Below are 14,395 nucleotides of genomic sequence, written 5' to 3'. Positions count from 1 at the left end.
GCCACCACCCCCACGACCGCCCGGTCCGGAGCCGAGCGGGACGGGCGGAGGGATGCCGCCATTGCTTACGACCGCCCGGTGTATGCCGCCGCGGGGTCGCAGCGCAACCGCCCGCGGGATGTCGGCCCTCCCGGCTACCTTCGGAGCATGAGCCTGTTCTCTCGTCGCCCCGAGCCCCGCACCGTCGTGGCCCCTGCGGCCCTGCCGCCGGGCGCGGACACGCCCCGGAGCCTCTGGTCCGACGGGTTCGGACGCCTCGCCGTGCGCGCCGTGCAGATCATCGTGGTCGTCGTGCTCGTCGCCGGGCTGATCTGGGGCATCCAGCAGGTGACGCTCGTCATCATCCCGCTGATCCTCGCCCTCATCTTCGCCTCGGCCTTCGGCCCCGTCACCATGTGGCTGCGACGCAAGGGCGTCCCGGCGGTCGTCGCGACCCTGCTGACGCTGCTCGCCGTCGTCGCCGTGCTCGGCGCGCTGGGCTGGCTCGTGGTGAACGCCGTCGTCGACCAGTGGGACTACCTCAGCGCGCAGGCCGTCGAGGGCTTCGAGACGGCACAGGACTGGTATCACACGCTGCCGTTCGCCATCTCGCCCGATCAGGTCAACCAGGCGATCAGCGGCATCCAGGACTTCGTCACGAGCGCGCAGTTCGGCACCGGCGCCCTCGCCGGCGTGAGCGCGGTGGCCTCGTTCGTCACGGGCTTCGTGCTGATGGTCGTCATCCTGTTCTTCTTCCTCAAGGACGGGCCGCGCATGTGGGAGTTCGTCCTGCGCCCCTTCCGCGGCGCCGACTACGACCGCGCCCGTCGCATCGGCGACAAGACGGTGACCGTCCTCGGTTCGTACGTCCGCGGCACGGCTTCGGTCGCGGCCGTCGACGCCATCGGCATCGGCATCGGCCTCGCGATCCTGCAGGTCCCGCTCGCCCTGCCCCTGGCCGTGCTGGTGTTCATGCTCGCGTTCATCCCGATCGTGGGTGCGGTGACCGCCGGCATCCTGGCGGCCCTCGTCGCGCTCGTCACGAACGGCTGGGTCGTCGCCTTGATCGTCGTCGGGATCGTGGTGCTCGTGAACCAGCTCGAGGGCAACTTCCTGCAGCCCGTGCTCATGGGCCGCTCGATGAAGCTGCACTCGTTCGTCGTGCTGGTGGTGCTCGCCGGCGGCACCGCGATCGGCGGCATCCTGGGCACCCTGCTGGCCGTGCCGCTCACCGCCGTCGTGTGGGGCATCGTCACCGTGTGGAACGGGCCCGACAAGCCGGCCGAATGGGCGCGCAAGAAGAAGCGGTCGAACCCCGTGCCTCTGTCCGGGGACGAGAGCAAGGCCTGAGTCCATGGGCTACGACATCCCCGCACCGATGCTGGCGAAGTCGGTGCCCGCGGTGCCGGAGCACGGCAAGGTCGCGGGCGGCTTCAGCTACGAGCCGAAGTGGGACGGGTTCCGCGCCCTCGTGTCGTGGGACGGCACGGAGGTCGAGATCGGCAGCCGCGGCGCGAAGCCGCTGACCCGCTACTTCCCCGAGCTGGTGGCGGCGTTCGCGGAGATCCTGCCCGAGCCGTGCCTCATCGACGGCGAGGTCGTCGTCGCCCGCGGCGAGCCGGGGGCGCAGCGCCTGGACTGGGAGGCGCTGTCGCAGCGCATCCACCCCGCCGCGTCGCGCGTCACCATGCTGTCCGAGCAGACGCCGGCGATGTTCATCGCGTTCGACCTGCTCGCACGCGGCGACCGGGACCTGCAGGACGAGCCGTTCTCCGAGCGCCGGGCCCAGCTCGTCGACCTGCTCGGAGACGTCCCGCACCCGGTGCACGTCACCCGGACGACCGACGACCCCGATCTCGCGCGCCGCTGGCTCGCCGAGTTCGAGGGGGCCGGTCTGGACGGCGTCATCGCCAAGCCGCTCGCCCAGGCCTACGCACCGAACAAGCGGACGATGTTCAAGATCAAGCACGCGCGCACGGCCGACGTGGTCGTTCTCGGGTATCGCATCCATAAGTCCGGTCGCGGCGTCGGCTCGCTGCTGGTCGGCCTCTACGACGGCGAGGGGCGGCTCCACGGAGTGGGCGGCATCTCGGCCTTCACCGACAAGCGCCGGCTCGAGCTCATCGACGAGCTGGAGCCGCTGGTCGAGCGCGACGACGCCGGCGACGCGGTCGTCGGCGAGACGGACCGTTCCCGCTTCTCGGCATCCAAGGACGTGTCGTTCGTCCGCCTGCGCCCCGAGCGCGTGGTCGAGGTCCGCTACGACCAGCTCGAGGGCATGCGCTTCCGCCACACCGTCCAGTTCGAGCGGTGGCGCCCCGACCGCGAGGCCCGGTCGTGCACGTTCGACCAGCTGGAGTCCGTCGGCGCCTACGATCTGGGCGACGTCCTGGACTGACCTGCGCGTCTGCAGGACTGGTGGGGCGGATGCCACTCCCTGCACCCCCGCAGTACGCACCAGCCCTACCGGCCCTGCATACTGACGGCGCAGCCCCACCAGCCCCACCGGCCCTGCAGGCTCGCAGCGCAGCGCCCCATCAGCCCCACGGGTCCTGCACGCTCGCGGCGCAGCACCCCATCAGCCCCACCGGCCCTGCGGGGCAGGAGCCTACGTCCGCGGGCGCCTTCGCAGCGCGGCGCCGATCGCCGCGAGGGCGACGGCCGCAGCCCCGCCGAGCAGCCACGGCGACCCGCCGGTCGCGGCGAGTCCGTCCGGCGTCGAGGAGGACGCACCGGGGGCCCGGGTATCGAGGGGATCGGGGGTGGCAGCATCCGGAACCCCCGCCCGCGCGGGCACGTCGACCTGCAGGCGGATGACCGCGCTCTCGTCGGACGGGTCGAGAGGGGATGCCGCCGCCGTCACGGCCCCGCTCATTCCGGCGGTCAGCAGACCGAGGCCCACCGCCATCGTCAGCACCGGCACGCCGACGCGGTTGCGCGGGAGCGTCACCGGGTCCCTGCCGCGGCGGTCTCGCGCGTCGCGTCGACGGTCTCGGGCTCGGTGGCATCCGGAGTCGCCGGGCGGCGCCGACGACGACGTAGGACGAGGGCGGTGACGGCCCCCGCGAGGAGCACGAGGAGGGCGAGGCCGGTCCATGACGGCGCCGCGGCGACGAAGTCGGCGTCGACGGGGGCCGGAGAGGTGATCGCATCGTCGCCGAGTGCGACGGGACGCACCTGAGTGGACCCGAACAGGGCGAGGATCGGCCAGGCGCTCGTCTCGGTGACGACGGTCGCGGAGTCGCCGGGCAGCAACTCGGTGGCGTCGCCGGTGAGGGACGCGGAGGTGATCCCCGGACCGGAGATCGCGGCGAGGGCGCCGAGGCGGACGTTGCCGGTGTTGGTGACGACGGTCTCGACACGGAGGATCCCGGGCGCGAAGGGGATCCACGACGGTGAGAACGTGGTGGACACCTCGCCGACCCCGAGCGCGGGGACGATGTCGCCCGCGACCTGGAGGTGCACGCGGACGCCGATGCGGTTCGTGACGGTGACGCCGTCGTCCGCGGTGCTGACGCCGACGACGACGCCGGCCGGGTGGTCGCCCGGGGTCACGTCCGCCGGCACGTCGATGCGCAGCGGGAGGACGCGGGTCTCGCCGGGCGCGACGGCGACGGTGCCGTCGGGTGCGCCCTCGAGGGTGATCCAGGCGCCGGAGTCCTCGGGCGCTCCGGCGGCGATGTCGAACGCACCGTCGTCACCGACGACGCCGTCGCCCGCCGCCACCGTGTAGGTCGCGGGCTCGGTGCCCAGGTTCGTGACGGCGATGGCGTCGGTCGCCGAGCCGCCGGGGTCGATCGTGTGACGCAGCGAGATGCGCCCGTCGGGGCCGTCGGCGTTCGCGGGGGCGACACTCCACTGCGCGGCCGCGGCAGAGGCGGGGGCAACGGCGGCGGAGCCGGGAGCCGCAACAGCGGCGGAGCCGGGAGCCGTGACAGCGGCGGCGGCCGGGCCGGCGGAGAGCAGCAGACCGCCGGCCAGGACGGCGGCGGTGAGAACGGGGATGCGGGGGGACACGGGGGTTCCTTCGAGTCGGGAGGAGGACGACGGCCGGTGCGCCCCGTCGGGACGCACCGGCCCGGAGCGATCAGTCCTTCGCGAAGAGCGTGAGGGTGATCTCGCTGCCGTAGCGGCCGCTCTCGGCGGTCGCGGGGATGGTGAGGTTCAGGTCGGCGGCGACGACCGTCTCGCCCACACGGCCGACGCGGTCAGCGTCGGCGAGGGTGGCGGGCTTGTCGAGGGTGGCGGTGCCACCGGCGACGGCCCCGGCGGCCGAGCTGACGACGCGCGGGGTCCACGCGAGGTTCTCGGCACCGAACGAGCGGTTGCCCGCGACGAACGCGGACGCGGAGCCCGAGAGCGTCCAGCCGCGGCCCTGGGCCTGCGCCTCGTTGCGACTGTCGGTGACGACGACCTGCGGCAGGGCCGCCTTCTGCGCGGAGGTGTCACCGGCGAAGGCCACCGGGCCCTCGACGGCGGGCACGGCGAGGCTCAGCTGACCGGCCTGCGCGGGCAGCGGGACGGATGCCTCGACGCCGACGGCGTCGCCCTCGGCCGGCGCGTGTCCGAGCAGGTCGAAGATCGTCTTGCCGAGGTCGGTGTTGTCGAGGTAGGCCCCGCGGACGAAGTCCCACTTGGCCGCGCGGGCCGGGAGGACGTCCGCACCGGCGCCCTGCGCGTAGAGCGGCACGAGCGCGTTGGTGTGGTTGCCGGAGTGCCACGACACGTTCGGCAGCTGACCGGCGGTACCGGTGAGCGCGGTCCACCCCTTCTCGACACCGGCGCCGGGGCCGGCGAGGTAGCCGGTCTCGTGGTCGGCGGTGACGATGACCAGCGTCTCGTCCCAGTTCGAGTTCGTCTCGACCCAGTCGGTCACGGCCTCGACGGACTCGTTGAACGACAGCTGCTCCTCGACGATGCGGGTCGTCTGGTTGGCGTGGCCGGCCCAGTCGACGGCGCCGCCCTCGACCATGAGGAAGAACCCGTCCTCGTCCTTCTCGAGCACGTTCAGCGCGGCGGTGGCCGACGTCGCGAGGGAGGGCACGTCCGCGTTGATCTTGTCGGTCCAGGGCAGCACGGTCTTGTTCGACAGGCCGGGACGGTTGTACTGGAACGTCTCGGCGACGCGGGCGAGGCCGAAGAGCTTGTCGGGGACGTTCTCACCGGCGGCGATCTTCTCGAAGTCCGCCTTGCTCTCCACGTACGAGAACGGGGTCTTGCCCTGCGTGACGCGGTCGAAGTCCGTCTGCGAGATCCACGAGCCGGTCCCGAAGTGCGACGAGCGCGAGGTGTTGGCATCCGTGTAGTTGGGGTGCCCGCCGCCGATGATCACGTCGACACCCGAGTCGATCATCTCGGTCGCGAGACCGTGGTAGTCGTTGCGGCTCTTGTTGTGCGCGATGAAGCCGGCGGGGGTGGCGTGGTTGAACGGCACCGACGTGACGAGGCCGACCTTCTTGCCGACCTCGAGGGCCTGCTCGCCGACGGTCAGCAGGCGCGTGCCGTCGGGGGCGAAGCCCAGGGTGCCGTTGGTGGTCTTCACACCCGTGCCGAGCGCGGTGCCCGCTGCGGCGGAGTCCGTCGCGCCGGAGGCGACCCACGTGAAGTCGCCCCACGCGAGGTCGGGGTCGTACGCCGCGCGGCCGCCGGCGGAGTAGTGCGACTGCGCGATCTGCACGGCGAAGTCGTCGTACACCTCGCTCTTGGTCCCGGGGACCTTCGTCGCGGTGCCCGATTTCGGGGCGACCTCGACCTGCTGGTAGCTCGCGCCGGTCTCGTAGAGGCGGGCGGCGTCGAACTGGTTGTAGCCGCCGCCGTCCGAGATCAGCACGATCACGTTCTTCGGGACGGGCGTCTCGGCGGTCTCCGCGGAGGCGGCCACGGCCGGGGTGGCACCGAGGGCGACGCCCGCGACGGTGCTCATGACGATCAGACGACGCGCGCGTCCGGTCGTGCGAGGGTTCATGATGTCTCTTCCGTTTCGTATGGGGGATGCCGACCGGTGGCCGACTTCCCCGAGCATGACGAACGGAGAAGACCTGAGAACGTCTCTCAGGAAGCGTCGAGGTGAACGTTCGCCCGGCTTCGTCACGGTTCCGTGAACGCTGCGCCGGGAAGTGGCATCCCGAGTCCCGGGATGAGAGGGTGTGCGCTCAGGCGGAGGGCGTGCGCGCGCGGGACGGCTGGACGCGCGGCGGCTCCCCGGGCATCTTCGGGAACTCGGGCGGGAACGGCAGCTCCCCCAGACCGGCGTCGACGTCGCGCTGCCACCACTCCAGGAGGGTGTCGACGCGACCGGGACTCTCCGAGAAGCCCGCCCAGGGGTCGCCGATGGATGCCAGCCGTTCCGGCACCGACCGGACGGTGAACGCGAGCGGGTCGAGGCCGTCCAGCTCGTCCCACGAGAGCGGAGTGGACACGGTCGCCGCGGGGAGGGCCCGCGGGGAGTAGGCGCCGGCCATCGTCCGATCGCGGTTGGCCTGGTTGAAGTCGACGAAGATGCGCTGGCCGCGCTCCTCCTTCCACCAGTTGGTCGTCACGGCATCCGGCATCCGTCTCTCCAGCTCGCGGGCCGCTGCGATGACCGCGTGCCGGACGTCGAGGAACTCGTGCGTCGGCTCGATGGGGCAGAACACGTGCAGACCGCGGTTGCCGCTGGTCTTGATGAACGCATCGAGGCCGGCTTCGCGCAGGACCGTGCGCAGCTCCCGGGCGGCGGGGACGGCCTCGGCGATGCCCGTGCCCGGCTGCGGATCGAGGTCGATGCGCAGCTCGATCGGGTGGTCGGGGTCGCTCGCGAGCGAGGCCCACGGGTGGAACACGATCGTGTTCATCTGCGCCGCCCACACCGCCGATCCGATCTCGCCGAGGAAGAGCTGTGGATGCCGCCGCCCGCTGTTGTACGTGACGGTGACGGCCTCGACGAAGTCGGGCGCACCCTTGGGCGGGTTCTTCGAGAAGAAGCTCTCGCCGCCCACGCCCTCGGGGAACCGCTCGAGCGAGACAGGGCGGTGACCGGTGGCGGCGAGGAAGGGCTCGGCGACGGCGATGAGGTACTCGGCGAGCTCGCGCTTGGTGATGCCGCTGTCGGGCCAGAGCACCCGGTCGGGGTTGGAGATGCCGATCTCGCGGTCGCCGTCGGGTCCCGGCACGGTGAGCATGATGCGGGGGGATGCCATGGTGCCGACGCTAGCCGCCGCGGCGGGGCCGTGTCTGCCCGTTGCGTGATCGCCGGGTCGTCACCCGGCCCCGCGCGCGCGTGTCCACCCCTGGACCGCGGTTCCCGGCATCCGCCTACGCTCGGATCATGACCACCCGCGCCGCCCGCACCGCCCTCGACATCGCCGACTGGCGCCGTCGCGTCTTCGCCCTGTACAGCGCCGTCCGCGAGATGGACGACGTCGAGGACGCGCACGAGCTGTGGCGGATCGAGCGCGATGCGCTGTTCGCCGACCACCCGGCCACTCCCCTGCTGCCCGAGCAGCGCGACGGGTTCGTCGGGCTCCCGCTCGCGCCGTACGACGCCGCGTGGCGCTTCGAGCTCCCGCTGCTCGACGCCGACGAGGCCTCCTTCGTCGCCACCACCGGCACGGACGGCGAGGTCGCCTTCGAGCGCATCGGACGGGTCGAGGTGCCCGACACCGGTTCGCTCGACGTGTGGCGTCTGACCTCGTACGGCGGCGGGATCTTCATTCCGGTCCGGGATGCCGCCGCGGGACGGCCCGGCGGAACCTACGGCGGCGGCCGCTACCTGCTCGACACCATCAAGGGCGCCGACCTCGGCCCCGGGGCCGCGCCGGACACGATCGTGATCGACTTCAACTTCGCGTACAACCCCTCGTGCGCCTACGACCCGGCGTGGGCCTGCCCGCTCGCTCCCGCGGGGAACGTCCTGCCGGTCGCCGTCCCCGTCGGGGAGCTGTCGGGGCACTGACCGCGTCCGGCGTCGGGCCGCGCTGACTCGCACCCGGGGCGAACCGCGCTGTGCCGCAGCGCCGTCGAGCCGCACTGACTCGCGCTCGGGTCGAACCGCACTGACGCGTGTCGCGGAGTGGCCCCGGGGCCACCCCCGACGCCCCGGGGCCACACGCGGCCACAACCACGGCCGGCGCAAAGCACTCCCCCCACAGGCGCACACGCAACCGCGGCCACGGCCGGCACAGGCCGCTCCCCCACACGGTCGCGGAGTGGCCCCGGGGCCACCCACGGCGCCCCGGGGCCACACGCGGCCACAACCACGGCCGGCGCAAAGCACTCCCCTCACAGGCGCACACGCAACCGCGGCCACGGCCGACACAGGCCGCTCCCCCACACGGTCGCGGAGTGGCCCCGGGGCCACCCCCGATGCCCCGGGGCCACACGCGGCCACAACCACGGCCGGCGCAAAGCACTTCCCTCACACGCGCACACGCGACCGCGGCCACGGCCGGCACAGCCCACTCCCCCACACGGTCGCGGAGTGGCCCCGGGGCCACCCCCGACGCCCCGGGGCCACTTGCGCACGCGCAAGCACAGCGCCGGAGCCGGCCAGGGTCCCGCCCAGAGGTCCGAGCCGGCGAACGCGAGGAGCGGACTACGCGCGGGCGATGACGGGCGCGAGGTCGTCGCGGGTGAGACGGATCCAGGGGCCCGCGGGGTCGATGAGCAGACCGGTGAGGCCCTCGTCGCCCGCAAGGGCCTTGGCGAGCTGCTCGACCTTGAGCGGCAGGGGCTGGTCCCCGCGGCCGAGGGCGAGCAGTTCGAGCGGGTGCGAGAACACCTCGAGGTAGCGCTCTCCGGTAGCCGACCGCGATTCGGCGACACCGACGGGGCCGCCCTCCTCGGTGCGGTTGACGGCGATCCACAGCGGCACCTCGGCGAGGATGGCCGCGACGACGGCGGCCGCGGTCTCGTCGGTGCGCGTCTCGCTCAGCGCGGTCTTGATCCGCAGCTCCGGATCGGCCTGCTCGACCATGCGCTCGAGCAGCGGACGCGGGAGCACCGCGCGCGCCGGCGACGAGGCGGGGTCCAGGACGATGCCGCCGTAGGGGCCGGCGAGCACGTGACGCAGCAGGGCCATGATGGGCTGCCCCATCGCGGAGGTGTCGTGGTCGCCGTCCGCGCTCACGCTGGCCCGCAGGGCATTGCCGCCGGTGAACGCGAGGACGAGCTGCTCGTCGCCGCGGGAGGCGACGGCCAGGGGCAGCTCCTTGCCCTCGGCGAGGAGCGCGCGGGCGTCGCCCTTGACGCGGAGGAAGACGTGCCCCTGCAGCAGCTGACGGGCGACGTTCAGCAGGTCGGCGTTCTGCGGCGGGTCGGTGAGCTCCGAGAGGGCGATACCGAGCAGGGCGTTATCGCGAAGACCTGGGATGCTCTCGGATCCGACGGGGGCCTCCGCGGGTCCCGGCTGGCGTGCCGACGGGCGGGCGGCCACCGGGGGCTCGGTCGGCGACGCTGCTCCGACACCCCGGAACGACGACATCGAGATGTTCACCGTGGGCGCGGCGTCGGCCGGGGCGGCGTCGCCCGGGGCGGTCGTGTCCGCGTCGCTCGGGCCGGCCGGGTCGACGGGCTGTTCGCCCGGCTCGATGGTCGAGTCGGGGCGGTCGGCCGACGCGTCTTCGGAGTCGGACTTGTTTCGGCGCGAAAAGAGGGCCATTGAGCAAGCCTATCCGCGCGCTCCCCCGCACCGGCCCCACCGCTCGCGCACTCCCGCCCCGCAGCTCCACCCCGGCCCCCGCCGCATGTGCGTTCCCGCCCCGCAGCGCGCGCACGACCGCTCGGCCGACGCGCGCTGCACACCACCCCCACCGCACCGGCAGGCGGCGGACCGGAGGGATGCCTCAGAGCTTGGCGATCGGCGCGATCTTGACGAGCAGCTTCTTGGGTCCCACGCTGTCGAACCGCACGTGCGCGACGCGCTTGGCGCCTTCGCCGGTGATGGCGTCGACCCGGCCCTCGCCGAAGTCGTCGTGGCGGATGCGGTCGCCCGCCGCAAGCTCCAGGTCGCCGTTGTCGCGGACCTTGGCGGGGATGCGATTCGGGAACTTCGACGGGTCCGCCGGCTCGCGCTTGGGCAGGGGGACGAGGTCGTCGCCGTACCGGTTGCCGCCGGACGGGGAGCCGGGGCGACGACCGCGCGCGTTGAGCGCCCGGGACTGCGTCCCGCCGCGGCCGTTGACGTCGCCTGGCGACTGACGCCAGTCGATGAGGTCCGCGGGGATCTCCTGCAGGAAGCGGCTCGGCATCGCGACGGTGACCTCGCCGAACTGGGCGCGGGTCATCGCGAGCGAGACGTGCAGTCGTTTGCGGGCGCGGGTGATGCCGACGTAGAAGAGCCGGCGCTCCTCCTGCGGTCCGCCCGGCTCGTTGGCCGAGATGCGGTGCGGGAGGAGGTCCTCCTCGACGCCGGTGAGGAACACCGCGTCGTACTCCAGTCCCTTCGCCGTGTGGAGGGTCATGAGCGACACCGAGCCCGACGCGTCGTCGAGGTCATCGGCATCCGCCACCAGGGTGACCTCCGTGAGGAAGTCGATGATGGTGCCCTCGGGGTTGTTCCGCGCGAACTCGCGGGTGACCGCGATGAGCTCGTCGAGGTTCTCGAGGCGCGCCTCGTCCTGCGGGTCCTTGCTGGCGCGCAGGGCGTCGAAGTAGCCGCTCTTGTTCAGCAGAAGCGTGAGGCCCTCGGTCACCGAGGTGGACGGGGCGAGCTCACCGGATGCCGGGAGCATGACGGCCGTGGCCTCGGTGAGCACCGCGTCGAGCTGGTCGATGGCCTTCTGCAGCTTGGGGCCGACCCCGATCTGCGCCGAGTTGGCCAGGGCGTCGCGGAAGGTGATGCCGTGTTCGGCGGCGTAGCGGGCGATGGCCGTCTCGGTGACGTCGCCGATGCCGCGGCGCGGCCGGTTGAGGATGCGGCGCAGCGCCATCGAGTCGGCGGGGTTCGCGACGGCGACGAGGTACGCGAGGGCGTCCTTGATCTCGGCGCGCTCGTAGAACTTGGTACCGCCCATGATCTTGTAGGGCACCGCCGAGCGGATGAGGATCTCTTCCAGCGCACGGGACTGCGAGTTGGTCCGGTAGAACACCGCGACGCCCGAGTAGTCGACGCCCTTCTTGTGCAGCGCCTCGATCTCGTCGGCGACGAACTGGGCCTCGTCGTGCTGCGAGTAGCCCGTGAAGCCGATGATCGGGTCGCCCGCGCCGACGTCGGTCCAGAGCTTCTTGTCCTTGCGGTCGAAGTTGTTGGCGATGACGGCGTTGGCCGCGGACAGGATGTTCTGCGTCGAGCGGTAGTTCTGCTCGAGCAGGACCACCTTGGCGCCCGGGTAGTCGCGCTCGAACTCGCTGATGTTGCGGATGTCGGCGCCGCGGAAGGCGTAGATCGACTGATCGGAGTCGCCGACGACGGTGAGGGATGCCGCCCCCTCGGCGGCCGGTTCGGCGTCGAAGATCATCATCCCGCCGGACGAGAACGGCTCGGCGTCCGAGCCGGGGGCCCGGGTGAGCTCGTGGATGAGGGCGTACTGGGCGTGATTGGTGTCCTGGTACTCATCGACCAGGATGTGGCGGAACCGCTTGCGGTAGACGTCCGCGACCTGCGGGAACGCGCGGAACAAGTAGACCGTCTGCGCGATGAGGTCGTCGAAGTCGAACGCGTTCGCGCGCTGCAGCTCCCGCTGGTACGAAGAGAAGATCTCGACGAAGACGCGTTCGGCCGGGTCGCTCATGTTGGCGGACCGCGCGTAGGACTCGGCGTCGGCCAGCTCGTTCTTGAGCTTCGAGATGCGGCTCTGCGTGCCCGCCGGGGTGAGCCCGAACGAGTCGCCCTCGTGGTCCTTCACGAGGCGCTTGATGAGTGCGCGCGAGTCGCCGGAGTCGTAGATCGTGAACGACTTCGTGAAGCCGAACTGCTCGGCCTCGCGACGGAGGATCCGGACGCAGGCGGAGTGGAACGTCGAGATCCACATCCCGTCGGCCTTCTGCCCGATCAGCTGGTGCACGCGCTCGCGCATCTCGCCGGCGGCCTTGTTGGTGAAGGTGATCGCCAGGATCTGGCTCGGATACGCCTCGCGCGTGCGGAGCAGCGAGGCGATGCGGCGGGTGAGCACGCTCGTCTTGCCGGACCCGGCACCGGCGACGATCAGCAGCGCCTGACCGCGGTAGACGACGGCCTCGCGCTGCGGCCCGTTCAGGCCGACGAGGAGGTCGGCGTCGGGACGGGCATCGGACGGTGCGGGACCGTCGACGATCAGGGGCGTGCGAGAGGCGTCGGTCATGGCGGGATCAAGTCTAGGCGGGGCCTCCGACATCGGCCCCGCCCCGAGACGCACGGAGGCGCCCGCGGTCAGGAGACCGCGGGCGCCTCGACGATCAGACCGCGGGAGCCGGCGGTGCCGGCGGACGCGGGGGCACGACATCGGCCGGAGCGTCGCCGACCGAGCCGGAGAGGATGGACTGCGCGCGGCTCAGGTGCTCGGCATCCACCATGACGTCCCAGCGCTCGGCCTCGAAGCCCTGCACGGACGAGAAGTCGCGGCGACCGCGGGTGAAGGCGTGCCCGGCGAAGCCGAAGACGGCACCCCACACGGCACCGAGGACGGCGCCCCACAGGAGGAGGCCGATCCACGTGGCACCGGGTGCCAGGATGCCGAAGACGAGTCCGATCAGCAGACCGAACCAGGCGCCGGACGCCGCGCCGAGACCGGCCGCGCGTCCTCGGGTCATCCGTCCGGTGACCTGCTCGACGATGCGCACGTCGTGACCGACGATGGCGGTGTTCTCGACGGGGAAGCCTTCGTCCGACAGGCGGTCGACGGCGGCCTGGGCGCCCGCGTACTCGCCGAAGCTCGACAGGACGCGGCGCTCGGGGGTGGCTCGAGTGAAGTCGCTCATGATGTGTCCCTCCCTGGTGACGCCGCCACGGTAACCGCGCCGCCTGTGGGCGACAGGGCACTTGCGCGCGGCCTCCCGCAGGGATAGCCCCTCCCGGTGACGTGATGTCAAACCCCCGGACGCCTCACAGACCCTGCGGCCAGGATTCCTCTATGCGGCTCATCCTCAACGTCCTCTGGCTGGTGCTCTCCGGCTTCTGGCTCTTCATCGGGTACATGGTGGCCGGGGTCATCCTGTGCCTGCTCATCGTCACGATCCCGTGGGGCATCGCGTCCTTCCGGATCGGCGCCTACGCCCTGTGGCCGTTCGGCCGCGACATCCGCGATCGGTCGACGTCCGGTGTCTTCTCGCTCATCGGCAACGTGATCTGGGTCGTGGTCGCCGGATGGTGGCTGGCGCTCAGCCACATCCTCAGCGGGGTGGCGCTGTGCCTGACGATCATCGGCATCCCGCTCGGCATCGCCAACTTCAAGCTCGTGCCGGTGTCGCTGATGCCGCTCGGCAAGGAGGTCGTCGAGACCCGGCGCGGCGCCTTCGACCGCAGCATCACGCGCTGACGCCGCTTTCTACAGGGATTCGCGCGTCTTCTGCCGCCCGGGCAGCGCGAGCGCGATCCCGATGATCGCGACCACGGCGCCGACGGCGGCAGAGACCGCGACGAGTTCGACGGCGAGCCCGCCGCCGCGTCCCCCGGTCATCTCGCCGAGGTTCCAGGGCAGGACGCCGATCTGGTCGTTCCACGAGTCGAGGGCGACGGCCGCGCCGAGGGCGGCGACGGTCGCTGCGGGCAGGGCGTATCCGGCGCCCACGCCGGCGAGGGCGATGCCGGTGGCCCGGCGCGCACCGATCTGCGCCGTGAGCGACCAGCCCGCGGCGACGAAGAGCCACGCCAGCAGGGCGAAGGCGATGCTGATGTAGAGGACGCGGACCGTCGGCCGGGTCCACAGCGCCTGCCAGACGCCCTCCGGGCCGGACAGCGATACCGCGCCGAGCGCGACCGTGCAGCGCAGCACGAGCGCTCCGCCCACCGCGGCGATGACGGGCCACGGCGACCGACGGCCCAGCAGCAGACGGACGGCGAGAGCGAAGACGAGCCAGCCGGCGAGCGCGACGAGCACGCTGAGCGCCCCGTCGTGCGGGGCCTGGACGAACCGCGTCGCGACCAGCAGCCCACCGGGGACGACGATCATGAGCCACCGGTCGAGCGGAAGCACGCCGAGGGCGGACTCCCTCGCGCGCCAGGGACGGGTCGAGGCGACCCACGTGGCGCGTGCCGCCGCAGCGCCCGGCCGGCGGACGAGCCGCGTCCGTGCGGCGACCATTCCGATCACGAGCCAGGCCGCGGAGAGCACGAGCAGGCCGCGGGCGTACCACTCCGTCTCCGCGCTGACCGTGACGGGCAGACGGGTGAACGGGTCGACCAGGGCGGCCAGCAGCACGCCGATCCCGAGGAGCATCACGGCGGTGGCGGCGGCGAGGGTCCCCCGTCCTGCCCGCATCGCCATGCGCCTACGTTACCCGCCGTCGAGAGGCGTCCCCGCCA

Annotated in this window: 12 protein-coding genes; 4 read left to right on the top strand and 8 right to left on the bottom strand. The window is 72.3% G+C overall.

Annotated elements, in window-relative coordinates; genetic code table 11:
- Positions 1-147: 147 nt before the first annotated feature.
- Positions 148-1,329 (top strand): AI-2E family transporter, encoded by a 1,182-nt coding sequence (locus MRBLMI1_RS07725; protein ID WP_367729164.1) that lies wholly within the window; start codon positions 148-150, stop codon positions 1,327-1,329.
- A gap of 4 nt (positions 1,330-1,333) precedes the next feature.
- Positions 1,334-2,377 (top strand): ATP-dependent DNA ligase, encoded by a 1,044-nt coding sequence (locus MRBLMI1_RS07720; RefSeq protein ID WP_367729162.1) that lies wholly within the window; start codon positions 1,334-1,336, stop codon positions 2,375-2,377.
- Positions 2,378-2,587: 210 nt separating this feature from the next.
- On the opposite strand, the gene MRBLMI1_RS07715 is transcribed toward MRBLMI1_RS07720, so the two are convergent.
- The 4 genes from MRBLMI1_RS07715 to ligD form a co-directional block, all read right to left on the bottom strand.
- Positions 2,588-2,929 carry a hypothetical protein gene (locus MRBLMI1_RS07715; RefSeq protein ID WP_367729160.1) on the bottom strand — a complete coding sequence of 114 codons (342 nt, stop codon included), beginning with the start codon at positions 2,927-2,929 and terminating at the stop codon, positions 2,588-2,590.
- Positions 2,926-3,996 (bottom strand): hypothetical protein, encoded by a 1,071-nt coding sequence (locus MRBLMI1_RS07710; protein WP_367729159.1) that lies wholly within the window; start codon positions 3,994-3,996, stop codon positions 2,926-2,928. The genes MRBLMI1_RS07715 and MRBLMI1_RS07710 overlap by 4 nt, the downstream gene beginning before the upstream one ends.
- Positions 3,997-4,066: 70 nt before the next feature.
- Positions 4,067-5,944, bottom strand: coding sequence for an alkaline phosphatase (locus MRBLMI1_RS07705; RefSeq protein WP_367729158.1), 1,878 nt, complete (start codon positions 5,942-5,944; stop codon positions 4,067-4,069).
- Positions 5,945-6,131: 187 nt separating this feature from the next.
- A complete protein-coding gene (gene ligD, locus MRBLMI1_RS07700) occupies positions 6,132-7,157 on the bottom strand; it encodes a non-homologous end-joining DNA ligase (RefSeq protein ID WP_367729155.1) in 1,026 nt (341 codons plus the stop codon).
- A 128-nt stretch (positions 7,158-7,285) separates the two neighbouring features.
- Between ligD and MRBLMI1_RS07695 the strand changes: the two genes are divergently transcribed.
- Positions 7,286-7,912, top strand: coding sequence for a DUF1684 domain-containing protein (locus tag MRBLMI1_RS07695; RefSeq protein WP_367729154.1), 627 nt, complete (start codon positions 7,286-7,288; stop codon positions 7,910-7,912).
- 639 nt (positions 7,913-8,551) lie between these two features.
- Here MRBLMI1_RS07695 and MRBLMI1_RS07690 read toward each other — a convergent pair.
- From MRBLMI1_RS07690 to MRBLMI1_RS07680, 3 genes are all read right to left on the bottom strand, one after another.
- Positions 8,552-9,616, bottom strand: coding sequence for an SseB family protein (locus tag MRBLMI1_RS07690; protein WP_367729153.1), 1,065 nt, complete (start codon positions 9,614-9,616; stop codon positions 8,552-8,554).
- 184 nt (positions 9,617-9,800) lie between these two features.
- The gene (locus MRBLMI1_RS07685) at positions 9,801-12,236 is read right to left on the bottom strand and encodes an ATP-dependent helicase (protein WP_367729149.1); all 2,436 of its coding nucleotides are present in this window, start codon (positions 12,234-12,236) and stop codon (positions 9,801-9,803) included.
- 94 nt (positions 12,237-12,330) lie between these two features.
- The gene (locus MRBLMI1_RS07680) at positions 12,331-12,852 is read right to left on the bottom strand and encodes a general stress protein (protein WP_367729147.1); all 522 of its coding nucleotides are present in this window, start codon (positions 12,850-12,852) and stop codon (positions 12,331-12,333) included.
- A gap of 152 nt (positions 12,853-13,004) precedes the next feature.
- On the opposite strand from MRBLMI1_RS07680, the gene MRBLMI1_RS07675 reads away from it, so the two are divergent.
- Positions 13,005-13,409: a YccF domain-containing protein gene (locus tag MRBLMI1_RS07675; protein ID WP_367729145.1), complete on the top strand. Its 405-nt coding sequence runs from the start codon at positions 13,005-13,007 to the stop codon at positions 13,407-13,409.
- A gap of 9 nt (positions 13,410-13,418) precedes the next feature.
- Here the strand turns inward: MRBLMI1_RS07675 and MRBLMI1_RS07670 are convergent, their stop codons facing one another.
- Positions 13,419-14,357 carry a hypothetical protein gene (locus MRBLMI1_RS07670; protein ID WP_367729143.1) on the bottom strand — a complete coding sequence of 313 codons (939 nt, stop codon included), beginning with the start codon at positions 14,355-14,357 and terminating at the stop codon, positions 13,419-13,421.
- Positions 14,358-14,395: the final 38 nt, after the last annotated feature.

It is taken from the genome of Microbacterium sp. LMI1-1-1.1 (genome assembly GCF_040815675.1).
Lineage (GTDB): Bacteria > Actinomycetota > Actinomycetes > Actinomycetales > Microbacteriaceae > Microbacterium.
Note: the sequence above shows the minus strand (reverse complement) of the source record. Positions and strands in the feature narration are given on the sequence as shown.